23 protein-coding genes, 1 tRNA gene and 1 pseudogene are annotated in these 24746 nt (G+C 37.2%); 19 read left to right on the forward strand and 6 right to left on the reverse strand.

Translation table 11 applies throughout. The annotated features are described in order from the left end of the window. Positions 1–205: 205 nt before the first annotated feature. From drt3a to FGL31_RS09215, 6 genes are all read left to right on the forward strand, one after another. On the forward strand, positions 206–1660 hold the full coding sequence (gene drt3a / locus FGL31_RS09190; RefSeq protein WP_138090783.1) for an antiviral reverse transcriptase Drt3a: 1455 nt from the start codon (positions 206–208) through the stop codon (positions 1658–1660). Further along, a complete protein-coding gene (locus tag FGL31_RS09195; RefSeq protein ID WP_138090786.1) occupies positions 1660–2571 on the forward strand; it encodes a hypothetical protein in 912 nt (303 codons plus the stop codon). The genes drt3a and FGL31_RS09195 overlap by 1 nt, the downstream gene beginning before the upstream one ends. Then, complete coding sequence (gene drt3b, locus FGL31_RS09200) at positions 2555–3730, forward strand: antiviral reverse transcriptase Drt3b (RefSeq protein ID WP_138090787.1); 1176 nt, start codon at positions 2555–2557, stop codon at positions 3728–3730. Before FGL31_RS09195 ends, drt3b begins: the two co-directional genes overlap by 17 nt. Positions 3731–3761: 31 nt before the next feature. Continuing rightward, positions 3762–4220: a hypothetical protein gene (locus FGL31_RS09205; RefSeq protein WP_138090790.1), complete on the forward strand. Its 459-nt coding sequence runs from the start codon at positions 3762–3764 to the stop codon at positions 4218–4220. Positions 4221–4956: 736 nt separating this feature from the next. After that, complete coding sequence (locus tag FGL31_RS09210) at positions 4957–5376, forward strand: hypothetical protein (RefSeq protein ID WP_138090793.1); 420 nt, start codon at positions 4957–4959, stop codon at positions 5374–5376. Between the two features lie 9 nt (positions 5377–5385). Next, positions 5386–6372: a DUF5712 family protein gene (locus FGL31_RS09215; RefSeq protein WP_138090796.1), complete on the forward strand. Its 987-nt coding sequence runs from the start codon at positions 5386–5388 to the stop codon at positions 6370–6372. 32 nt (positions 6373–6404) lie between these two features. On the opposite strand, the gene FGL31_RS09220 is transcribed toward FGL31_RS09215, so the two are convergent. Beyond that, positions 6405–8354, reverse strand: coding sequence for a HEPN domain-containing protein (locus FGL31_RS09220; RefSeq protein WP_138090799.1), 1950 nt, complete (start codon positions 8352–8354; stop codon positions 6405–6407). Positions 8355–8626: 272 nt separating this feature from the next. Between FGL31_RS09220 and relB the strand changes: the two genes are divergently transcribed. The 4 genes from relB to FGL31_RS09240 all read left to right on the forward strand — a co-directional run bounded on the left by relB (position 8627) and on the right by FGL31_RS09240 (position 12542). Continuing rightward, positions 8627–9043, forward strand: coding sequence for a type II toxin-antitoxin system RelB family anti-toxin (gene relB, locus FGL31_RS09225; RefSeq protein ID WP_138090802.1), 417 nt, complete (start codon positions 8627–8629; stop codon positions 9041–9043). Positions 9044–9162: 119 nt separating this feature from the next. Then, complete coding sequence (locus FGL31_RS09230; protein ID WP_138090805.1) at positions 9163–9459, forward strand: helix-turn-helix domain-containing protein; 297 nt, start codon at positions 9163–9165, stop codon at positions 9457–9459. Continuing rightward, positions 9453–9659 carry a hypothetical protein gene (locus tag FGL31_RS09235; protein WP_138090808.1) on the forward strand — a complete coding sequence of 69 codons (207 nt, stop codon included), beginning with the start codon at positions 9453–9455 and terminating at the stop codon, positions 9657–9659. Before FGL31_RS09230 ends, FGL31_RS09235 begins: the two co-directional genes overlap by 7 nt. 483 nt (positions 9660–10142) lie before the next feature. Beyond that, the gene (locus FGL31_RS09240) at positions 10143–12542 is read left to right on the forward strand and encodes an ABC transporter permease (protein WP_138090810.1); all 2400 of its coding nucleotides are present in this window, start codon (positions 10143–10145) and stop codon (positions 12540–12542) included. 313 nt (positions 12543–12855) lie between these two features. Here the strand turns inward: FGL31_RS09240 and FGL31_RS09245 are convergent, their stop codons facing one another. From FGL31_RS09245 to prmC, 3 genes are all read right to left on the reverse strand, one after another. Next, positions 12856–14148 (reverse strand): site-specific integrase, encoded by a 1293-nt coding sequence (locus FGL31_RS09245; RefSeq protein ID WP_138090814.1) that lies wholly within the window; start codon positions 14146–14148, stop codon positions 12856–12858. Between the two features lie 222 nt (positions 14149–14370). Next, a tRNA-Lys gene (locus FGL31_RS09250) sits at positions 14371–14443 on the reverse strand. 774 nt (positions 14444–15217) lie between these two features. Further along, entirely contained in the window at positions 15218–16120 is a 903-nt protein-coding gene (gene prmC, locus FGL31_RS09255) for a peptide chain release factor N(5)-glutamine methyltransferase (RefSeq protein WP_232046503.1), read from the reverse strand. A gap of 56 nt (positions 16121–16176) precedes the next feature. On the opposite strand from prmC, the gene ribD reads away from it, so the two are divergent. Both ribD and FGL31_RS09265 read left to right on the forward strand, forming a co-directional pair. Continuing rightward, on the forward strand, positions 16177–17217 hold the full coding sequence (gene ribD, locus FGL31_RS09260) for a bifunctional diaminohydroxyphosphoribosylaminopyrimidine deaminase/5-amino-6-(5-phosphoribosylamino)uracil reductase RibD (RefSeq protein ID WP_232046506.1): 1041 nt from the start codon (positions 16177–16179) through the stop codon (positions 17215–17217). Positions 17218–18043: 826 nt separating this feature from the next. Next, positions 18044–19228, forward strand: a complete 1185-nt coding sequence (locus tag FGL31_RS09265; RefSeq protein WP_138090820.1) for a DUF2851 family protein — start codon at positions 18044–18046, stop codon at positions 19226–19228. 100 nt (positions 19229–19328) lie between these two features. Here FGL31_RS09265 and FGL31_RS25135 read toward each other — a convergent pair whose 3' ends face one another. Continuing rightward, positions 19329–19625, reverse strand: coding sequence for an ankyrin repeat domain-containing protein (locus FGL31_RS25135; RefSeq protein WP_394366186.1), 297 nt, complete (start codon positions 19623–19625; stop codon positions 19329–19331). A gap of 34 nt (positions 19626–19659) precedes the next feature. After that, a pseudogene (locus FGL31_RS28880) lies at positions 19660–19980 on the reverse strand (ankyrin repeat domain-containing protein); the annotation flags it as partial. Positions 19981–20333: 353 nt separating this feature from the next. Here FGL31_RS28880 and FGL31_RS09275 point away from each other — a divergent pair. The 7 genes from FGL31_RS09275 (at position 20334) to FGL31_RS09295 (ending at position 24745) form a co-directional block, all read left to right on the forward strand. Continuing rightward, positions 20334–20897 carry a UbiX family flavin prenyltransferase gene (locus tag FGL31_RS09275; RefSeq protein ID WP_138090823.1) on the forward strand — a complete coding sequence of 188 codons (564 nt, stop codon included), beginning with the start codon at positions 20334–20336 and terminating at the stop codon, positions 20895–20897. Positions 20898–21183: 286 nt separating this feature from the next. Continuing rightward, a complete protein-coding gene (locus tag FGL31_RS28885) occupies positions 21184–21519 on the forward strand; it encodes an amidohydrolase family protein (protein WP_317130983.1) in 336 nt (111 codons plus the stop codon). A gap of 19 nt (positions 21520–21538) precedes the next feature. Then, entirely contained in the window at positions 21539–21748 is a 210-nt protein-coding gene (locus FGL31_RS28890; RefSeq protein ID WP_317130984.1) for a hypothetical protein, read from the forward strand. Next, a complete protein-coding gene (locus FGL31_RS28895) occupies positions 21723–22376 on the forward strand; it encodes a dihydroorotase (protein ID WP_317130985.1) in 654 nt (217 codons plus the stop codon). The genes FGL31_RS28890 and FGL31_RS28895 overlap by 26 nt, the downstream gene beginning before the upstream one ends. 6 nt (positions 22377–22382) lie before the next feature. Continuing rightward, positions 22383–23051 (forward strand): hypothetical protein, encoded by a 669-nt coding sequence (locus FGL31_RS09285; protein WP_138090826.1) that lies wholly within the window; start codon positions 22383–22385, stop codon positions 23049–23051. A gap of 3 nt (positions 23052–23054) precedes the next feature. Next, entirely contained in the window at positions 23055–23636 is a 582-nt protein-coding gene (locus FGL31_RS09290) for a DUF4199 domain-containing protein (protein WP_138090829.1), read from the forward strand. A 158-nt stretch (positions 23637–23794) separates the two neighbouring features. Continuing rightward, on the forward strand, positions 23795–24745 hold the full coding sequence (locus FGL31_RS09295; protein WP_099371297.1) for a glycosyltransferase family 2 protein: 951 nt from the start codon (positions 23795–23797) through the stop codon (positions 24743–24745). The last annotated feature ends 1 nt before the right edge of the window (position 24746 follow it).

Raw genomic sequence — 24746 nt, forward strand, 5'->3', positions numbered from 1 at the left:
GATTTGACAAATATATTATTGTTTTAGCAGTTCTTTCAAAATATTCATTATATAAGAAATATTTTTTTGTATTTTGCTAATTACAAAAAGTCTCCGTTTAATAATTGTTTAGAATTAATTCTAAACAATTATTAAATTACCTATAATACATGTAGAATTTTGTACAACCAATTATGAATATTTCTAATTATTTATTTAATATATTATGTTAGATCAATCATTTTCTTTTCAAAATTTCAGAACAATATTTGAAATCGAAAATCGTAAAGGAGGCATTGTTGAAGGCTTTTTCTCGGATGAATATTTAACCAAAAGTGAAGAAGTGTCATTTAAAAGATTGGAAATGAGGAGTTTTATTCCAACAGAAGAAGAAGATCCCATTTTAGATGAACTCCAACTTGAATTGGAGAATTTGCTAAAACAGAAAGAATCAATTTTGGAAAATGAGCTTTTCACCATTAGTAAAGAAGTAAATCAAGCAAATTTTAATTTTTGTCTAAATCATTTCAAAGGCAAAAATGGAAAATTTATATACACCATCCAGAAAAGCAATGCTTCCTATTTTGCTATGAAACAATTGCAACATAATATTTATAGGAGTTTTAAGGTTAAACAATCTGATAGATTCCAAATTGTTAAACAAGTAAAGAAACTTCTACAGGATAATTTTGAAAAATATATTGTAAGAACAGATATCGAAAGTTTTTACGAAAGCGTACCTCAGGCTTCTTTGATGCAAGTTATAAATGGTAATCAGTTACTCTCACCAAAGTCGAAAAAATTGATTGCAGGATTACTGCATAATTTCAATGAGATTAGTGGTCAACTTACTATACCTATTTCTGATCGGAAGGGTGTACCACGTGGCGTTGGAATAAGTGCATATCTGGCAGAGTTATATATGAGATCAATAGATAATCAAATAAGACAACTTCCGGATTTGACATTTTATGGACGTTATGTAGATGACATAATTGCTATTTTTTCTCCTTTAAAGAAAATGAAGCCAAACACTTACCTTGATAAAATTGAATTTATTGTGAATCAAGAAGGACTTAAAGTAAATAAGGTAGGAATACCGATTAAAACTTATGAGATTGATGCATTCACTAGTAATAAGGAAAATTCAATTGAATTTTTAGGTTATTGTTTCAAGCTTAACGGAAAAAATTATGAAGGAATTTATCTTTCATCAAATAAAATAAAAAAATACACTACAAGATTGACGGCAACCTTTGACTCCTTTATTAAAGATAGCACATATAACTATAAGAGTGCAAAAAAATTACTTATCCATCGTCTAAACTTTCTAACAAAAAACACGCACTTACAACGTCCCAAAAAAGGAATAATAGGAATATATTATTCAAATAGTTTGCTGGAAAACGACAGCAGCTGTCTAAACTTACTTAATAAAATAATGCATGACCTAATTGACAATAAGTTGCCATTAAGTATCTATGCAAATCTAAACCCGAAATTGAAACGTTTTTGCTTCAGGAAGGGTTTTGTAGATAAACAATTCTTTCATATTTCATCTAAACGCACAACCGCTAGAGGTACAAGAGGCAAGAATATTCCTGATACAAGATCAACAATTATGAGACTTAAGAGACCGACTGTTAATAATTTTGAAAAAATCGTTTTGGCCTGGAAATAATGAAGAAAAAAAAATCTAAGACACATAATTATAGTAGACATAGGTCGATACTGTCCGATACATTAGCCTACGAAACCCCTCTCACTTTTTCTAATCGTTATTTCTACAGATTTTTGAGGAATAATAATATTGATTTAATAACGTCTAATGATAAAAATTCTCATCAAACAATCATTTTCAATGGAAAAGGAGATGCTATATTAGAAACCGTTATTAGAGTTCTTTTTCAAGTTGAAAATTCCCTAGCATTAAAAGAAATTAAATTTACAAATTATTCTAATTGTCTACATACAATTAATAACTTACTGGCATTTAATTCTTTAACTTCTTTTTTGTTGACATTAAATGGATTGCTTGAACTTAGGATTACTAACCGTAGATCATTTTTAAAACTTTTGTCTAGTATCGATGGATTAAAAGGAGAAGCTGAGTACATTTCTAAAAGTCAAAAACGCATTTATAAAGGAGATGACCTAAAATTTTCGGTTGAAAAAGTCATTTCTTTAATTTTGCAGAGATACTGTGATGTAACTATAGACCTAAAAAAGCTAACTATAAAGTGTTCCGCGAACCATCCATTACTCCCTAATTTCCTTGGGTATGAAATAATTAAGGAAAATATATTGAAACTAAATGAAAAAAAACTTCGGAGAACATCATTTAATTATAAGATATCTCACAAAGATAACGATTACAGGGAGTTGTCAATTCCACATCCCAAAACTCAGACTGAAATCATTAATTTTTATGAAGAATACAAAGAACTTATTATCTATTACTGTGGGGTTAGTCCTTATTCAATCCGAAAACCTGATTCAATTGCAAACTTCATTTTCTTTAATGATAGATTCCATTTGGAGCACAAAGGAGATAAATATGATAATGTAGAGGAAAGTGGAAAAGGAATATGAATCATTGAAAACTTTTTTCACTTACCGGAAATATCCTAACATCCATCAATTTTATGAGGATTACCGTTACCACAGAGCTGAGAAAAAATACAATTCAATGTTCAAATTTGATATATCGAAATGTTTTGATAGTGTTTATACTCATTCAGTAGCTTGGGCTATTTATGGAAAGACCGTTGTTAAAGAGAGATTAAAAGGTGCAGATATTACTTTCCCTGGTAAATTTGACGCATTTATGCAGAATGGAAACTTTGGAGAAACTAATGGTATATTGATTGGCCCTGAATTCTCAAGAATCTTCGCAGAAATAATCTTGCAAAGCATCGATAAAGAGATAGAATGTTATCTACGGGAAGAGAAATCTTTAATTTTTAAAAGGGATTATGAGATTTACCGTTACGTTGATGATTATTTTATATTCTATAATGATGATGAAACCCGTGACGAAATACTTTCTAAATATAAAGTAGTAATGAAAACCTACAAGATGTCTTTATCTGAGGTAAAAAACAAAGAGTACGGAAGACCACTAATAACAGAGCTCACAATAGCTAAAAATAAAATTATCTCCTTAATAGACAGTGAAATATGTTACATCATTAAAGAAAAAGAAAATTCTGAATTTTCGGATCTAAATTTCCGTTGTAATGCTAAAAACTTGATTACTAAATTTAAGATAATTATTAGTGAGTCTGGTGTAGCATACAAGGATATTATGAATTTTACATTAGCAATTCTTAACAAAAGAATAGACGATGTAATTGAAAAATTTGACAAGTATTACGGACATCTGGTAAGATTTGAGTTTAAAAACGAAGGGAAACCAGAGAGTTTTTCAGTTGATGATGTAACTCGAAAATTTAAACATGAAAATACTTTTACTAATTTTCTGATCGAATTATTGGATTTCACTTTTTTCATTTATACTGTAGACCCAAGGGTCAATTTCACCATTAAGCTCTGCCGTATTTTGTCACGAATGATAACGCTATACACTGAAAAAATAAAATTTTTTACAGGTACTTTTAATGATCCTATTTCTAGAACCGGACCAATTTATACTTCTATTAGAACAAAATATTCGTTAGAAAATAAAGATAGAATGTTCAAGAAGATTTCAGATGAAATTAGGCTAGTCTTAGAAAAAAAACAAGGTTAAAAAGTATGCGCAAATTGAATCTCTTTATTTATTGATTGCTGTGCAACAACTAGGTAGAGACTACAGTCTATCACCAGAACTACTCATAAAATATTTTGGTTTAAAACGTTCGAATAATAATATTCTTGAGTTCGATTTTATACCCAACTATTTTGTAATTACAGTTTTGTTATTCTATATTAGAGATGCGAAAGCTTATGTAGAAATTACTGACCTAATCAAATCTTGTATTATTAATAAGATTGAAAATATTGACGGTGAAAAAGGATTGGATACTGAAGTGGTATTGCTTTTATTTGATGTTTTAGTGTGTCCATATCTTGATTCGAAATTCAAAAGGAAAGCACTAAATGCATTTGGAGTGACAAATCAACAACAGCAAGATCATTTGATAAGTTTTAAAAAGAAACAAAAATATTGGTTTACTAAATGGGATAATTTCAATTTTCTTGATGAAATTGAAGCGAAGATTGCCCATGAACCTTATTAAAATATTGGGAGAGCACCAGTACCTACAGGTAAGTCGAATGAATTATTTGACCCCACACACCAGCTTTCCCACTTCACCCAAAAGGTGCCCCCAATTGGGGTTAAAATAGCCATATTACTGGTAGGCTATTTTATTTTTCTATAAAATTATTATCAAAAAAACAGCATTATTGTAAACACATTTCAGGGAAGAGAAGAAGCTGTAAAGCTATTTCAGGACAAAGATTAAATTTTAAAAGAAATGTGTAAACTTATTCCAGGATGAGTCATCTGAGCGAGTCATCTGAGCAAGCGGAAGTTGGGCATAGCCCTACTTTTTGCCCCTATTGCCCTGCATTCGGGGTTTTGAGTATCCTCCGGGGATACTCTTGTGGTTTATGGATAATATTAAGGTGTAAAAGGGTATACTTTGCAGTATGTTCAGATGAAATTAGATTCGAGCTGATTGATTTTCTTCGTAAATTAAATAATATTTTTCACATAATTGATTCATTGTCAACATCATCTTTAAACAAAATTTCTACTCTATTTTAGGCAAAACCTTGTCAATCTAAAATATTCAATTCAATTTTTATGGTTTCAATATCTATCTTAATTATTCAAATAATTAGGACCATTGTATGAGTAGAATAATAAATTCAGATACTAAATCCATTAGGTTCCAAGTCAAAGTTGATGAAAAGCTCCCTTTCCTATCCCTAAAGTTATGAAGAACCAAAAAGGATTTATTCGTTCAGATGGTTGACTATTTCTACAGAACAAAAAATGACCCCATAGATCTGAACGATGAAATATTGAAAAAGGAAATTACTTCAGGAATTTCAAAGATCCTTTCTTTTTATAGGCAGCAGGAGAAAGACCTGATTTTACCTCAGTTTGAAATCTTGGGCAATATGGAAAACTCCATAATTAAACTCCTGGATAACATGGAAAGCGCAACCAACAAATTAAATCAGCTTTCCATAGAACAACAATCATTAAGCAATAGGCAGCGTAATATGCAGGCAAGCTTTGAAGATGCTAAACTATTGAAAACTCGATTTAGAAAAATCTTTGAAAACTATGTGGCTGCCAGAGAGTCCTTGGGTTGGAATCCATCTTCCAGAATTAAGGATGAATTAATAAAGCTAGCTCTAAACCAATTATCAGACCTTTAATTTAATTCCATGTTTATAAACATTACAAAGACTGAGAGCGGAAATAATACAGGCAGCTGTGGTCAGCTGGTGAACTACCTAGAAAAAGAAAACAGGCTGGAGCCCAAACTAAGGGAGCTCTGGTTCAATAATGACTCTAGAAATATACTTCCCTATCAAGTCAGGACATCGATCGATGCCAATATTGCAAAACTTTGTAAATCAGATGGCAAATTCTACCTGATCAATATCAGCCCGAGCCAAAAGGAACTTGCTTTCCTTCAGAAGCAATATGGAGAGGCTGATATCCCCAATATGCTCAAGCAATATGCAGAAAAAGTCATGGACGAATACGCCCGGAATTTCAAGCGAGCCGGGATTTCCAGCGGAAGAGATCTCTTGTGGTTTGGAAAGGTCGAGAAGTATCGCCATTATGGATTTCGGGACAAAGAGGTTAAAGATGGTAAAAGAAAGAAAGGTGAACGTAAAGAAGGGTTACAGTTTCATATCCAGATCATTGTTAGCCGTAAAGATATCACCAACAAGATCAAGCTCAGCCCACAGAATACCTCAAGAGGAAAGAACGTCGAACATTCCAAGAAATTGGGACAGTTCGACCGAGTCGCATTCAAAGAATCAGGCGAAAAAATATTTGATGAACACTTTGAGTTCAATCGATCATTTTCCCAGCGCATGAGCTACGCTAATACCATGAAAAATGGAAATGCTTTGGAGAAACTTAAGGTTCAAAAAATCCAAAAACTAATTAACATTTTCCCCGATCTGTTGCCCATCGCTGGAAAACTGATCCAAGAAATTGATAAGAATATCAATCCAGGGGGACGAATGACGGATCAGCTCAGTATGTTCACAGATATCGTCTCGGAGATTGTTTGGGAATTAAAGCAGGATGCCTATGCAGTACATCGCGGCTCCAATGATGGGATCCGCGAACTGATTAAGGAATATTACAAGAGCAAAAGGAAAGATCGAAAAGTCATTAGGTATCGCTATTAATCCGTAAATTTCATTTGATCCTAACCGGTAATTTAGGATATCCTTCTCTTATGATAGTACAGCTGGTAACTTGAAAGGACTGAATCGACCGTCTTTCTACAGATTGTCCTTATCAAGTCTGATTTTTTGAGCAACTGGTCAAAATCCGTCCAACTGATATTGAAATTGTTCTCATAACGTACTGCACTATATGCACAATCAATAAGATCAATCAATCTCATTTCACTTTCCATATTTATATCAAAAACAGTATTGAATTCATCTATATAATTTGTGATTAATTTTTGATGGCTACGTAAGGAATGAGTTATCTTTTCCTTTCCCAATATTAATAACTCACAGGTTCTATAGCTCAATTCAAAGGCCTGGTGAAGTAGAAACGTCGCATTCTTTAATTTTCCTAAACTCAGATAAAACTGAACTCCCTGGAAGAAGCTGTCAACCTTTTCCAACTCATATTCAACTTGAATATTGCCGCGCTGTAGTATCTTGGAAGGTTCCAATAGGATTTTAGGAGCTTGGTAATTACTCTTTGGATTGATATACAGAAGATTCTCAGGATCTGTCACATAAAGAAAAGCCATTCCTCCATTTTTAATAGCTTCCCTTACTTCAGTGGTATGATAAACCCGAATTGAATATTGTGGAAATTCAGCTAGAATCCATTTTGAAGATGCTATAGCTTCATTCAGATCCTGCTTATGGCATGATGGAATTACAAGAATGATTTCTGGTTTTGAATTCTCTTTTATTAGAGGGATACAAATGTATATCCGGTCTATTAGTAGGTAATGAGTAATTTTTGAAACAATCCAGTTGAGTTCTTCTGAATTTTTTTTATAATCTTTCATAACATGGTTTATTTTGCATGATCTATTTTTTCTTTCCCAAGAGATATAGCTTTCGATTTCTGTGAGGTAAATAAGATTTCTAATAAAACTAATGGTCTGAAGGAAATATTTTTGTTTTTTGATGTTACATTTCCTATTGCTTAATACGGTCTCTAGACATTCATCTAAAAGTTTCCTCCAATTTTCAACAGGTCGGTATTTAAACTGAGATTGTAAATAGTGCCAAGGGTCCAATATCCATTGATTCTTCGAAATATCGAGACCTATTAACATATCATTAGGAAATTGCCAAGGAATTGAAAGGTCTACATCGGAAACTTTCGCGATAAGAAAGGTAATCCAAAATTCATCGAGTACATACAGGTAATCGTGAAAATAATGAACTAGGTTTCCAGGACTTCCATTCCCTCTCCAAAAATCCGCTGTAGGAAGGATTTCCAAAACCAGCTTAATTCCGTTCAATAACTCGTTCTTAGGGGTTTGGTCAAAAACTTCATTTAAACTACAATTATAATCATAAACCGTTTCTCGGTTTCTGAATGCTTCCAATTCTGAAAATAAGATCTTTTCGCTAAGTACCGATTTGTGCCGATAATTCCCGGAAATGCATAGTTCATAAGATAATTCGATCAATTGATAGAGAGCCTGAAGAACACTTAGATCATGATCTTCATTATATGGATAATCGGTACAATTTGGATTCAGACCGATAAAAAAATAATCATAAACTTCAGCCTTTAGAAAGCATAATGAAAATTGTGAAAATACGTCTTTAAGATTGTAATAATTAGCCTGACCAAAACGCCGTTTGGATTGAATTATGTAATCTGTCTCTATATTTAAGTCATCGATCTGTCCCTCACTTTCAACCGATTGAGTCAAGCTAATGAGCCAAGAAGCTTCCAAAAATCTGATTATTTTTTTATATTTTTCATAGAGAACAAGCGGCGAATTATAATTCTTCCAATATCTTATTCTTAAAGAAGAAACAAAAATCTCGGTTACTTCATCTACAATTTTTTCTGCATTGACCTGATTTTTGAAGAGTTCTTCTATAATTGATATCGGCTTGAGAATTTCCTGTTCGTTCAATAACGTGATGTAGTTGCCTAAATGATGTACGTGGTGCATAATGAAACTTATTAGATTTTATCAATAAACCATAGTCTCGCAAATCCGCCCAATCTTTTTCCATGCAGCGATCGTTGATCTAATTTTCTGCAAACAATGTTCAAAGCGGTTAAAGGATTCCCAATACAAAATAAGATACTTCCACTCGTGTAGCGAACCAAATCATTTGGTAAATAACTAGGTTCAGGGAGTAGCTTACAACCTAGACCTGGTATTACCAGTTTGCGATATATTTTGTAAATTGGTTGGGAGATAATGTTAACTTTGAAATTATGAATACTTCAAATAAAATAAACCATATAGGTAGAAAAATAGGAAGGATCCGTGAACTTCGCGGAATGAAACAGGAAGCTTTGGCCATTGAGCTCGGTGTCAGCCAGCAGACCGTTTCGGCAATGGAAAACAAGGAAAATATTGAGACTGAGCTCCTATCTCAAGTAGCGAAAATATTAGGAGTTACGCCTGAGGCCATAGAAAACTTTAGCGAAGAAGCTGTGTTTAATATTATGAACAATACATTCACTAGTAATGATACATCAACGTTAAATGCAATCAATATACAGCCAAACTTTAATCCCCTAGATAAATTGGTGGAAGCTTTTGAAGAAAATAAAAAACTTTATGAAAGATTGGTACAGGCCGAAAAAGATAAAGTTTCTTATCTAGAACACCTTCTTAAAAACAAGTAGTCCACTATATTTTAGAATTCTTTAAATCGAGATACCCTATATCGATTTTTAACAGGGTGGTGTTCTTTTCATATTTTCAATTTAAATTAATCTCTCATTATCAAACTAAATGTATCAATATGAGAGATTTAAGAAAAAATCAGATCGTCACGGTCGAAGACCTAGAGGTCATGAAAAAAGAAATCTTGGATAGCATCCAAAGGATCGGCAAAGAAAGTAACCTCAGATCACCTGTTCGCAGGTGGATGAAATCGGCTGAAGTCAGGGCACTGTTGGGATTTTCTCTCGGAAAGCTCCAGGCAGTGAGGGAAAGCGGACTTCTAGCCTATACCAAAATAGGCGGAAATATCTATTATGATCCCGAAGATCTTAAGAAGCTGTTCAGTGAAAATAGAATCCTAGAGCAAAAATGCTGACTGGTGTGGAAGGAACAGGGAAATCCGTGCCTCCCAAAATTGAACATGTCAGAATTTATTTTCTGCAGAAAGATCAATCTGCTGCCTTTGCACAAGAATTCTTTGATCATTATCAATCTAGAAACTGGAAAAACCGTCAAGGCACAAGGCTTTCAAACTGGAAATCCACCGCTTGGGAGTGGATATTAAAAGTAATTTAAAAAAGTAAAACTAAATTGGAACAGAAAAATGTCTCCTAACGTCCAAAAATGGAATTAAGGGGACATTTTTTAATTTCTCTTGTGAAAGAAAGAAAATATCGTCAATCTAAAAAGCAGTGAATGGCTGGCACATAGATTTTTAAAATTCGATTGTGTAAATAATCCTGATTTTAAATTTTCACAAGTCAAGTTTGTTTAATTTCTATGTCATATTTTAAATATAGCTGTTCAGTTACGAACAAAATATGTTCGTAACTGAACACTTTATAATTGACAATAATATCTAATTATCTGAAAAATAGCATTTTAAGAAAATGGCAAAATCATTGAATAGAATGTTGGAGTTAAATATATTTTTAACCATTTTGATCAAAAAATATTTCAAAACAGTTTTTATCAATAAGAAGCTGAATTTTAAATACTTGTTATAGTGCTTTCAAAAAAAATGATTGTATTTAAAAATTAACTCAGAAAATCTTTAACATGAAAAAACTAACTCAAATTATTAGGCATCTTTTGCGGAATAGACTTTTTACCGGATTGAATATATCTGGATTAGCGATTGGGATTTCAGTATGCTGGGTTATTTTTCGACTGGTAAATTATGAATTCAGTTTTGATAGAGATCTTCCGGAAAGGGAGCATATATATAGAGTTGCAATAAGTCACTCTTCTGATGGAAATGATTCTTTTTCTGATTATGTTCCATTGGGTTTACCACCATTTATTCAGGATTACGTATCTAGCAGTGAATTAACTGTTCCGATCTACGGCAAATATATAACCGAGGTGATCACAGCTAGTGAAAATGGAAAGTCCTCAGTCCATAATGCTCCAAATAATATAGTTGCTGTGAACACAAATTATTTTGAGCTGGTAAATTATAATTGGATAGCTGGAAGTAAATATAAAATTTTTAGTAGCCCTTTTGAGATTATTTTAACGTCATCAAGAGCAAAATTGTACTTTCCGGAATTAAAAACCGGTGAGATCATCGGGAAATCTATAATGTATGATACAGTTCAATATACCGTCACCGGAATTGTGGAGGATCTTAAAACAGCAAGCAATTTTTCAGGAAAAGAGTTCATTGAAATTAGTAAGAGTGATTGGAACGATTCAAATTTTTTAGGAGGATCTTCTCAAAATCAAATGTATGTGAAAGTCAGTTCAGAAAAAAACAAATCAAACCTTCTAAAAATTATCAACAATAAATTTGAATCCGAATATGCTATTGGAGGTTATACTGAAAAAGCAAGATTTCTTTTTGTTCCACTATCGGAAGTTCATTTCTCCACCTTTATGGACAATTCTGTCGATAAAAAGACTATCTATGGAATAATTGGCATTGGTTTTTTTCTATTAACATTATCCGTCATCAATTTTATAAATATTTCAACCTCCCAAATACCTGAGAGAGCAAAGAATATAGGGATACGAAAAACAATGGGAGAAAGTATGAGGCATTTAGCATTAAGTTTTGTGTTAGAGACTATAATTATTTGTTTGGTTTCCTTCTTCTTAGCATATTTTTTAAAGGATCTACTCGTTTCTCAAATTCAAGAATATATTCCTGAAAATTTCCATTTTGTAAATGATACAAAAGAAGTTATTTTATTTCTTATTATTTTACTAATTGTACTCGTCATCAGTACGAGTATCTATCCGATATATCTATCGAATAAGGTTCAGGTTGTAGAAGTATTAAAACATAAATCCATAACCCATATTAAATTTGGAAACTTATCATTAAAAAAACTATTGATCGTCTTGCAATTTGTTGTTGCCCAATTTTTTGTTGTTACATCTTTACTAATTGGATTACAGTTGAAATTTATGATGAATAAAGACTTAGGGTTTGATCATAATGCTATTGTAAACATACCGCTCCCAAATACAATCCGATCTGGATTAAATAAAGATCCCAATGTACTCGTCAATACCTTAAAGTCAGATACTAAAATTCAGGATGTAGCATTGGGTAGAATGCCATTAAGCAAATATTATTCAGCTTTATCTTTAAAGCATGCTGAAGGGTCAGCAATTCAAACATCTATGAAAAGTGTAGGTGACAGATATGGAAGATTATTTAACCTTAAATTACTAGCTGGTAGAGATTTACTAATTAAAGACTCAATAAGTGGTATCGCAATTACAAGGCGCACTTCAGAAATGCTTGGTTTTGATAAACCGGCCCTAGCAATTGGCAAACGGATTCAAACAAATGAAAGTAATATTGAGTCAAGAGAAATAGTTGGGGTTTATAACGATTTCAATAGTCGAACTTTACATGCAGAAATAGAGCCCATTTCGTTCATAACAACTAATAACCAATTATCATTAGATTATATGAATATTAAACTGAGTCAGAATACTAAGGATTGGTCAGCTTCTATATCAACCATAGAAAAAGAATGGAAAGCATTTTATAAGGATGGTTCTTTTAATCTTCAATTTTATGATGATAACATTAAAAAGCTTTATGATAACGATAGAAAGTTTGCTAAAATCATTAATTCATCAGCAATAATTACAATATTTTTAAGCTGCCTAGGCTTAATTGGCTTGATTACGATTACCACCTCTCAAAGGACCAAGGAAATTGGTATTAGAAAAGTCTTGGGAAGTTCTATCAACAGAATTATTCGATTGCTCTCTATGGATTACATTATATTAATAATAGTTTCAATTCTTATCGCGACACCGATTGCTTGGTGGTTTATTAAACATTGGCTTTCTGATTTTTCATATAAAATAGCAGTAAGTTGGTGGATGTTTTCTATTCCAGCACTTGGAACTTTGTCAATTGCATTTTTAACTATGTTCTACCATTCCTTAAAAGCTGCAAAAGCCAATCCTGTAGACAGCCTTAGAGATGAGTAAAGAATTCCTGAGTTCTGATTCTCAGGAATATCCTTGTCTTTTATACACTCAGGAGTACAACGTCGTCGTGTACTGCGTGGACTATTGTTGTTGCCAAATGGAAATAAATATGAGCTGAATTCATTTATATTTATTCCTGTTTATTTGGATTAATAGTTGACATATATGGTATAGCTAGTTTTATTCCATAAATGTCAACGTTTTAGATTTAGTAAATCAATACTAATGATTCAAGACAGGGAATTACGAATTTGATTGAAGTTTGATAAAGCAAATCAATATGAGTTCCCCTATCCTTAAGGATGCCTATCCTTTATCCTATTTGTTTGAGCTGTCCATCTTCAGCAAAGACGTTCGAGCGTACCTTCTCCCAAGTTTGACTGATTTTGTTCTTTTTCACTTTAGCATATCTCTGGGTTGTCCTTATGGTCTTGTGTCCGAGCATCTTGCTTACCTCCTCCAAGGAGAACCCAAATACATTTAGCATCATATCGGCAAAAGTATGCCTTGCCAAATGGGTATTGAGCTCCCTGTCCAATCCACACAGTACAGCAATTTCTTTAAGATAACCATTGTATCTGGCATTGCTGTTGACCGGTAATAAACGTCCCAAAATAATCCGGCATTCATGATGACTATATTTTTCTATCAGCTCTTCGATGATCGGCATAACGGGGACCATTTCAGGAACTCCTGTTTTTCCTCTTTCCTTGATGAGCCATTTTTCTCCTTTGAGCCCGACCTTGATCAAATGGGAATCTGTTAAACCGTGGACATCCTGGAAAGCAAATCCTGTAAAACATTGGAATATGAAAACGTCTCTTACTTCTTCCAATCGTTTGATCGGGATAACTTTCTGCCAGAGCAGGCATACCTGATAAAATTCTAAGGGCTGGATATCGGTTTCATCTCCGCCACAACGGAATTTCTGAATGGGGTTCTTGGTAATATTGCCACTGGACTCTGCAATGAAAAGAATTTGTTTGGTATTCTTGATCTGTTTCTTGGCAGCTGCTTCCTGCAAGACCTTTTCCCTCTCAACAGTTAGGTAACGATAGAACCGCGTTGCAAAGGAATAGTCAATATCTTGAAGATCCAGGTCTTTCTTTCCAAATGCATACTGAATGAATTCAGAGATCTTGTTCCTAGTTGATTTCCATTGCCTTAGTGTCTCGGCAGACCGGATCCCCTTATCTACCATTTCTTCAAAATTCTTTACAAAGCCGTCAGTTATGGTAAGGATGGTAGCGGACTGTGGAACGACTTTTTTAATACTTCCTTTTCTGTGACTGGCTGGAAGACCGTTAAATACATTTCTGAGCATAATGGGGGTAATATGGGAATGTTCCATCTGCAGGATAGTGAAATGCCTCTCAAGATCGGATGAGATCTGGATGATCCGTTTATTGATGCTTCTCGCTTCTGCACCACCCTTTGCTTTTTTGGCTTCAGTATCCCATTGCTGGGCTCTTACTTTCCTGCCAATGGAGAATTCTGCTTCTGCGCCGTCAATACTAACGCGACAAATAATGGGCGCCATTCCGCTGGCATCGGCTTTCGATTTGCGGTGCCAGAACAGCACCGTTAATTTCTGGTTACTTTTCATCTTTTTAAAGCTTTAAAATGTGTTCAAAAAAATGTTCTTTACATACTAGATTTCAACTACTTGAAGGTAAAACTGGTGCCCTAATCTACGAACTTAAAAAAGGCACCAGTTTGGGCACCAGTTCGATTGGTTCGAAAAGGATAAGTTTGATACAAAAATCTGTCCTGAGCGCGGTTTTTCGGTTATTTTAACGAGAAAAGGCGCTATCTCTAGCGCCTTTTGTGATCCCGCTGGGATTCGAACCCAGGACCCATACATTAAAAGTGTATTGCTCTACCAGCTGAGCTACGGAATCGTTGTTCTTTTTTCGAGAACCCTTCGTTGTTTGAAGTGATGCAAAGGTAGAAAAATCCTCAATATGTGCCAAATGTTTTGTCCTTAAATTTGTATTTGACCGAATAAGTCGCTGTTTTTCAGTTTGAAAAATTTAATAAAAATATTGCCTTGGCATTGTAGGAAGGGCATTTTGATTATAAATAGGTGCATTTACCTCGCTTTATAGATCCGATAATCAATTTCTCCGTCCTGATCCTAAAATAATTTGATTCAGAAAACCCTGTGCTAGTTAAATTTTGCTGGTCCCAGACTAGTCTTGTTCCACTCTCGTTCCACTCTCAGTCTTCTTTCGTTCGGACCTTGTTCGGACCTTGTTCGGGTATATTCCGAAGCAGCTCCGAACGAGGTCCGAAGGAAGTCCGAACAAGAGACGAACGAGAGTGGAAGGAGACAGGAAGGAGAGTGGAAGGAGGTTGTAAAAGACAGTAGACATAAGACATAAGACATAAGAATTTGAAAGGGGCCATTGCATGGTTGGTGGAGACACCAACCATGGCGTTCGTTGAGTCAGCAAACTGGTTTCAAAGCACAGTCAATCCAGCGCAAGGGGCAATGCGGTCGATGGCTAGCGGAGCCTAAGTCAAACCAGCGCAAAGGTCACTGCGCAAGCATTAGCCGAAGCTGGTCCATAGCGGAGGCGAAGCCTAGGTTAGCATATGTTATAGAGAGGATGGGGAGGATTAGAGGAGCAGCACGAAAGTCAAAGCAGCATGGTGCCGGAGCCGAGGCCTAGCTAGCGACTATTGAATTTGCTTGCTTTGATCATTCTCGGTACTCCATTGATATCATTTAGCACCTTAACCTCTGAAAAACCTTTCTTGAACAGGAGTTCTTGGGTTTCTTTTGCGAGGTACTGATTGATTTCGAAATAAAGAGCTCCTTCTTTTTTGAGGTGTTTCAGGGCGAATGAGGCAATGTGATCATAAAACAACAGTGGAGCCGAATCTTCTACAAATAAGGCCGTGTGTGGCTCGAATTGCAGTACGTTGCGGTGCATATCATTCTTTTCCTGTTGTGTGATGTAGGGAGGGTTGCTGACGATAATGTCAAATAATTCAGTGTCGGCAAAGACCAAGTTCCATTCCAGGATATCGAGGCAACGGAAATTTACTGGACTTTCGTTGTTGTTTGAGTTTTGTCTAGCGATAGCAATTGCTTCAGGGGAGATATCTACGGCCGAAACCTCTGCTTGGTTGAGGTTCTTCTTTAGGCTGATGGCAATACAGCCGGTTCCTGTGCCGATATCGATTATCTGAAGCTCCGGAGATGTATTATTTTCCTTGATGATAAGATCGACCAATTCTTCAGTTTCTGGTCTTGGAATCAGCGTGTCCTCAGAAACAATAAATTCAAGGCCATAGAACGGTGCTTTCCCGATGATGTGCTGAACAGGCCTCCCGGATTTCAGCTGCTGCAGGAATTTCTCGAAATCTGCTGTTGTGTCATCATTGATGTCCGTCTGCAGATTCATGCTGACCTGCGTCCTTGAATATCCCAGAAGATGTTCAGTTACAATATTGAACAAGCTCAGGGTTTCATCCTGATCATAAATTGTTGCTAATTCTGAAAGATACTGCTGTCTTAGGGTGCCAAGGGTCTTCATGGGGTAAAAGTAAAAAACAATTAGCTCAAACATTGAAAATTCTTTTTTCTTATTTCTGTTGTGTTGGGTGTAAGACCTATCTTTGTAGCATGCATGAAGGATATATGAAGCGTTGTTTGGAATTGGCTGTCTTGGGCGCAGGCAAGACCAGTCCTAACCCGATGGTTGGAGCGGTGATCGTCCGTGATGACGAGATAATCGGTGAAGGATATACATCGCCTTATGGCGGTCCGCATGCTGAAGTCAATGCCGTACGGTCAGTGATCGATAAGTATGGAGAGGAGAGGGCAAGAGAGCTCTTTGAACAGAGCACGATCTATGTTAGCCTGGAACCTTGTGCACATTTTGGGAAAACACCTCCATGTGCAGACATGATCGTCGATATGGGCTTTAAAAAAGCTGTGATCGCTTGCTTGGACCCCTTTGCCAAGGTCAATGGTATGGGATTGCAGAAGTTGCAAGATGCAGGAATTGAAACTGAAGTAGGAGTTTTGGAAGAGGATGCTAAGTGGTTGAACCGTAGGTTTTTTACCAAGTTAAAAGAATTCCGGCCTTATGTAATTCTGAAATGGGCCGAGACATCGGATGGCTACTTTGCACCACTTGAGGGGCAACGATGGATCAGTAATAATGCCAGCAAGCAACTTGTGCATAAATGGCGTTCCGAAGAAGATGCCATATTGGTAGGCAAGAGAACCGCCCAATTGGACAACCCAAGCCTTACCGTGCGCGAATGGGTAGGCAGGAACCCCAAGAGAATCTTGATCGACAAGAACCTAGAACTGCCAGAAAACTTGGCTATTTTCAACGATGATGCCGAAACGATTATTTTCAATGCCAAGAAAACAGATTGGAAAGGCAACCGGAAATATATTGAGCTCGAGAACTTTGATCTTTATTTGCCACAGCAGATTCTATATCAATTGTATCTGATGGATATTCAGTCGATTATCGTTGAGGGGGGCAAGAAAACGTTGGATCTTTTTATTGCTGCCGGTCTTTGGGATGAGGCGAGGATTTTTATTGGAGCTGATTCCTGGGGCGAAGGTATCAAAGCACCAGAAATCGAAGGAGAGCTGGTCGAAGGAACAATGGTAGGCAATGACAGGTTGATGATCATTAGACGGTAGGTCTTAGAACAAGCTAAAACAAGTATGCCACACCTACGGCGTTGGTGTTTGAAGCGATTTTCATTTCTATAGATATTTCATGCCGATGGCATTTAAGAGATATTTCATGCCTCCGGCATTTCACCCCGATAGGGTTTTCCCGCCGTGGCAGGTGTCTCCACCTGCCGCTGAAAAATATGCCTATGGCCTTTTCTATAATAGTTGCACCCCTACAGGGTTGCATGGTGTGATGATAGTTCGGGCCCTTCGGCTCCGCTCAGGGACCGAACGTCCCGGTGGCTGGGTGCATTCGAAACCAGGAGCCTGGTTGCTGGTTGGTGGAGACACCAACCAGGGCATCTAGTTTGCCAGGGACACCGACCAGTGCCTAATAATTTCCTCAAGATTAGAAAACTTTGCCTGATTGCTGGGGCCCAAGTCAGGCCATTGCCCTAGCGGGGTTGTTGATGGGTTGATGATAGTTCGGGCCCTTCAGCTCCGCTCAGGGACCGAACGTCTTGGTGGCTGAGAGCATTTGGAACCAAGGGATTGGATGTCTGGTCGATGATAGTTCGGGCCCTTCGGCTCCGCTCAGGGACCGAACGTCCAGGTGGTTGAGTGCATTCGAAACCAGGAGCCTGGTTGCTGGTTGGTGGAGACACCAACCAGGGCGTCTAGCTTGGTGAAGTCACTAACCAGGGAGTCTAGTTTGGTGCTTGCACCAACCAGGACATAGTCTAATGTCTTGTGTCTTATGTCTAATGTCTAAACCTATTCCCTATCTCACATCTCACATCTCACATCTCACATCTATTTTTTCCTATAAAGAAAATAACTATCTTTAAACATGCAAATTTCTGAGCATGTTTTACATTTTATCTGGCGATTCCGGTTGTTTCGTCAGTTTGGTTTGGTCTGTAGGAATGGGGAACGTGTGGAGGTTGTTCATCCGGGGAATTACAATACCGATGCAGGTCCGGATTTTCTGTTTGCCCATCTGCGGATCAATGGTCAGGATTGGTATGGACATATTGAAATTCATGTTCAGTCCAGCGACTGGGAGTTGCATGGGCATGATAAGAACAAGTCTTATAATGCGGTGATATTGCATGTTGTTTGGGAGGGGGATAGGGATTGTTATTTGGAGGATGGGGCTTTGCTGATGAGTTTGGGGATGAAGGACTTGGTGGAAAAATCGGTATTGAACAAAATAGATCGTTTATTGCAGAATAATCATTGGTTACCATGTAGTTATGGATTGAATAATGTTGCTGAATATCAAAAGATCCATGTGCTGAATAGGATGGGTATTGAACGATTGGAGGCGAGGTATGAGACGATCTTAGGCTTGTTGAAATTATACAGGGGAGACTGGGAAAGAGTCTGCTTGAGCTTAATGGCGGGAGCATTTGGGATGAAGGTGAATAGGCAGGTTTTTATGGATTTGAGCGAAATACTGTCCTTGAAGCTGATTCAGAAGATGAAGGGCAATTCAGGATCTGTTCAGGCGATTTTCTTTGGTCAGGCGGGTTTCTTAAAAACATATCGGGGAGAGGATCCTTATTTGCTGAAGCTTGTCGACCGCTACAGATACCTGCAAAGAATACATTCTTTGAATGAGATTTCGGGATTTCAATGGAAATTCATGCGAATGCGGCCATTCAATTTCCCTACGCTGAAACTTGCCCAATTGGCGGCTATGTATTGTAAGTTTTCATCATGGTTTTCCTTGGTTGTGGGGGCATTGAGCCTTGATGAGCTGAAAGCATGTCTTCGGGAGCTAGAGGTTCCAGAATTTTGGGAAACACATTTTCATTTTGAAAAGGAAACGAGTTCGCATTCTACGGCGATTACTGAGCAATCATTTCATTTATTGGCGATCAATAGTTTTTATTCCGCTTCTATTTGCTTATGGGAAATATGTAGGCGACCAGAATTATATGGACCGTGCGATTTCATGGTTAGAGAGCCTGAAGGCAGAAAACAATTCCGTGAGCAGGCGCTACAAGAGGTATGGGCTGACGCTATGTAATGCCTTGGAGACCCAGGCAGTTTTTGCACATGCGTTCAACCTATTGCGATCCTAAGCTGTGCCTAGAATGTGGAATAGCCTTGGCTATTATAAAAAGAGATTAAGCTTTCAGAATTTCAGCGATTTCGTTGTATCCTTTTTCAGCAGCCAGATCTGAGGCTGTCTGTCCGAAATCATTTTTGATGGCTATGTTGGCTCCATGTTCCAAGAGGATAATAATGAGGTCGACATTCCCTTGTTGTGCAGCGAGGTGCAGGGGACTTATCCTTGAGGATTGCAATACATTTACTTCGGCACCGGCTTCGATGAGCATTTTTGCGATATTGTCCTGTCCATTGCTGAGTGCAGAATGAATAGGGAATACCTGGTAGCCATTTTGGGATGAGGAGTTTCGGATTTGCGCGGTTCCTTAACAGGATGCGGACGATTTCTTCCTTGCCGAAATGTGCTGCAATTCCAAGCGGGTAGAAGCCATGGGAGGAGAGTTCGTTGATGACATCAGGTTTTTGATCGACCATAAACTGCACCTGTTCTGTCAGTCCGGCGGCACAGGCTTCATGGATGGTGATGCTCTTGATATATTTTAGGATAACCTGGATGATTTGGTTTTTGTGGTAATAGCAGGCCAATAGCAAAGGAGAAATATCATGGCTTGTATTTTCCTTTACAAGGTCGGGGTTTTGGCTAAGCAATAAATCTAAATCTTGGTGGTTTCCGGTCTCAATATATTCTTCCAGTACTGTCAAACTCATAATCCTAATTTTGCGTTACGAAATAAATAAAAAAAAGTTAAAATAAGGTTACCTCTGCCCAAAAAATCTGCTGTTTCCTATAAAATTTTTTATGTTAATAAATGTAATCTATACAATTTTTTTTGTTCGGGAACGAACATCATTTAATTTTTGTAGCTACTTGTCTACAAAATCATAATTGAGAGTAGTAGTTTTATAACTTTTCTGATGATTTTTTTTACTTTTGTAATGCCCTCCCCAAGGGCATGTTTTTCATAGGTAGATGTAGGGTCGAATTAATCTAATTCGACCCTTTTTTTATAAAATGGTTTTTTGGCGGTCTGTATTCGATAAGGTTTCATAGTTTTTGTAACATGAGGAAGAAAAAAGTTGTCGTAGCAATAACCGGTGCGTCGGGTTCCATTTATGCAAAAGTATTGTTGGATAAATTGGTTGGTTTGTCGGATCAGATTGAGTCGGTCGGCTTGGTGATGTCAGACAACGCGAAGGATGTTTGGCAATTTGAGCTAGATGACAAGAGCTATGAGCAATATGATTTTCCTACCTATCAGAAGAATGATTTTATGGCACCCTTTGCTTCGGGTTCTGCGAAGTATGACACGATGTTTGTGGTTCCATGTTCGATGGGTACCATGGCAAGGATCGCTCATGGAATATCTTCAGACCTTACGACACGTGCAGCCGATGTCATCCTTAAGGAGCGCCGCAAGCTGATATTATTGACCCGGGAGACGCCGCTCAGCAGCATACATATCCAAAATATGGCCTTGATTACCCAGGCAGGTGGTATTATCTGCCCTGCTTCACCATCATTTTACAGCCGTCCGCAGACCTTTGAGGAGCTTGCCTCGACAGTAATCGACCGAGCATTGGACATTGCAGGCTTTGACTTGGATACATTTCGCTGGGGAAAATAGCTTTTTCTGTTTTTTTATCCTTGTATTCCCGTGAATTTTGTACTTTTGTTTTTTAATGAAACAGCTGTTATTATCTTCGATTAAGGGGTATTTATACTTGAAGAAGGTTTTTTGAAAATGCTCATTGGAAAAAGACCTTTGGATCAATAGCTGGTTTCTACGACTTAAACACGCGCATTCAGCACAATTTTTTGATTTTCAATTCAATTCATGGCTACAATATTAATTAATTCTGCGACTTTGGTTTCGGCAGGACATCCACTGCATTTGTCTACTGTTGACCTTCTTGTTAAAAAACGGGAAGATCGAACAGATAGGGAAGAAGATTAAGTCTGATGACAAGAAGATTCAGGTAATCGATGGTAAGGATGCTTTCTTATCCGTAGGTTTTTTCGACATGAACGTCAATTTCGGAGAACCGGGATATGAAACAAAAGAAGATATTCAAACGGGTACTGCAGCATCTGCAGCCGGAGGTTTTACTGCTGTTGCAGTTCAACCGAATACCAATCCTCCAATCCACAGCCGTTCTGAGGTTGCATTGATCGTCAATTCTGCAAAGGGGAATCTGGTCGATGTACTTCCAATAGGCACAGTGGAGCAAGAAGAGGGAAGGCAATGAATTAGCGGAGCTTTATGATATGAAAATTACAGGTGCTGTCGCTTATAGCGATGGTACACATAGCATTCAACAAGCAGGACTGATGTCCCGTGCTTTGCTTTATGCAAAAGGATTCGATGGTCTGATCATGGCTTTTCCGGAGGATGATTCCATTGCTGCCGATAGCAAGATGAATGAAGGGGGAAGTCAGTACATACCTAGGTATGAAAGGAATTCCAAACCTTGCTGAATCTGTCATGATCTCAAGGGATCTGTTCCTTGCAGAATATAATGAATCTCCAATCCATTTTTCTACGATTTCTACAGAAGAAGGGGTTGATCTAATCAAGAAAGCAAAAGCAAAAGGAATCAAGGTAACCTGTGACGTGGCTGCTCATAACTTGGTATTTACCGATGAAGACGTCAAAGGATTTGATTCGAATTATAAAGTGAGTCCTCCATTGCGTACCAAGAAAGATGTGAAAGCCTTGATCAAGGGATTGAAGGATGGTGTGATAGATGCTGTTGTATCACAACATACTCCGCAAGAGATTGAATTCAAGCAGGTTGAGTTTCAGATTGCCAAGAATGGTATAATCGCAGCGCAGACAGTTCTTCCATTGTTACTTAAGGCAGGGTTAACTGTTGAGACGATCGTGGAAAAATTAGCTATAAACCCAAGAAAGGTGCTAGGATTGGACATTCCAGTGATTGCTGAGGGTGAAGAAGCTAATTTGGTGTTGTTTAGTCCATCTAAAAAATGGATATTTGATAATAAGACCAATAAATCCAAATCTGCTAACAGTCCATTATTTGGTCAGGAATTGACAGGTCAAGTGATAGCAGTCATAAACAACAATAAATTGCACATCAATTAATAAAATATGGATATCAAAGTAAAAAAAGCATTAGAGGCCGCAGTAAACAACTACGCTTCTGTAGAACAAATTGATGGACAGGCGATCCTTCCTGGATTGGCTGAGGCCTTTGAGCTTGAAAAGCCATTTATGGAGAAGGTTGAAGCCATGGATGCTGTATTCGATGATAATCAGCGCTTTGAAGAATTGCGCGAGTATACATTTGATCTCTTGATGATCAATTTCTTTGCTGAGGATGTTCAGAAATTGGAGGAAGATTATCTGGACTCTGAAGAATGGGAATCTATCGAGGAAGAAACATTGGATCGTGGATCAGAGCTTTTGAATATCTTACTTTACTTAAGGGAATGTGCTGATGATGATGTTGAACCATCGTTGGATGACTTTCTGAAAGAGTTCTTATTGGTTGAAGAAGATGAATTTCAGGATGAATACCGGATTTATGAAAAAGTAATCGCGAATCAAATTTTGGTCGATAGTGAATATTCTGAGATTGCGAAGGTTTCTGCAACCATTTCTGAAGATGACGAACTTGTTGATTTGTTCTATCCTTTGGTTTCATTTTTCAACGAACAAAACCCTAACCAAGCGCAATTGGAATCTTATGCTGAGGCAGGTTCTAACAAGGCCTTGGACATTGCATTGTTGCAACTAATCATAAATTATAACTCATAAATCATGGATTCTACTTATTCACCTGAAGTTAATGTAAAGAAAAAGGCCATTATCTATGGCGTCATCTTAGGGGTAATCTCTTTGGTTCTTTCCATTATTTCACTTTATTTTTCCAAGACAGCAACATCGATTGTTTTTTCATCGGTCATCAATATTCTAATCAGTTATGTGTTGTTTTTAGCTGCTGCAGTATTTTTTACGCTTCAATTGCGAAAAGCTGTTGGCGGTTATTGGGACTTTTCGACAGCATTGAAAAATATTTTCATTATGCTTGCCATCACTACTGTGGTTGGGACAATCGGTATTAATTTATTCAATGTTGCTTATCCGAATCTACAATTTGAGGCTATTGAAAATACCCAGAACCTGACGATAGAAATGATGGAATCGAACAACATTCCTGATGAGCAGATAGACACTACCTTGGAGATGTTGGACCAACAAAAAGAAGCATTAGGTTCTTTGTCGATTGGTCAGATATTGAAAGGTATGGCGATATCAATTTTGCTGTATTTTATTTTGGCTTTGATTTTTGCTGCTATCTTCAAGAGAGAGAGGCCAATGTTCAGAAAAAGCTGGATCTGAAGAAGCGCACCCTTGGCAAGATAATGCCAACAACGCAAACCCTGGTCTTGAGGATCAGAACCGTAACATCAACAATCCAGATAACAACGCATAATAAACGCTTAAGTTTAAATGATAAGGGTATCATCCAAAAATGATACCTTTGTTCTTTATTAATTATGGATATTTCAGTAGTAGTACCATTATATAACGAGGAAGAGTCACTTCCAGAGTTGACCGCTTGGATCAAGCGTGTCATGGATGCCCACAATTTCAGTTATGAGATCGTTTTGGTTGACGATGGCAGTAAGGATAAGTCATGGCAAGTCATTCAATCTTTGAAGGAGGGGGATGAGAATATCATTGGAATTCGTTTTCGCCGGAACTACGGCAAGTCAGCGGCGTTGAACGTTGGTTTTGCTGCGGCAGAAGGGGATGTGGTGATCACAATGGATGCCGACCTGCAAGACAGCCCAGACGAGATTCCTGAGCTCTACGACCGTATCAAGAACCAAGGGGCAGACCTTGTTTCAGGATGGAAGAAAAAACGTTATGATCCATTGACAAAGACCATTCCTACCAAACTGTTCAATTCGGTTACCAGGAGCATGTCAGGGATCGACAATTTACATGATTTTAATTGTGGCCTGAAAGCATACAAAAAAGATGTTGTAAAAAGTATCGAAGTGTATGGCGAGATGCACCGTTATATTCCGGTATTGGCTAAATGGGCAGGTTTCAGCAATATCCAAGAGCAGGTAGTACAGCACTATCCCCGCAAATATGGCACAACGAAATTTGGTCCTGGAAGATTTGTTAAAGGGTTTTTGGACCTGATGTCCATTTTCTTTGTGGGCAAATTTGCCAAAAGACCGATGCACTTCTTTGGCCCATTGGGAGTCATCAGCTTCTTACTGGGATTTATCATTACCATTTGGTTAATATGCGAGAAATTGATGAGCATTGCCAACGGTACCGTATATAGAAATGTGACTGATCAACCATTGTTCTTTTTAGCTTTGGTAGCCATAATCATCGGTTCTCAAATGTTTTTGACAGGATTTGTTGCAGAATTAGTTTCTAGAAACGGTACTGACCGAAACAAATATCACGTAGATCAGGTAATTTAAT

Source organism: Sphingobacterium daejeonense, from assembly GCF_901472535.1.
Lineage (GTDB): Bacteria > Bacteroidota > Bacteroidia > Sphingobacteriales > Sphingobacteriaceae > Sphingobacterium > Sphingobacterium daejeonense.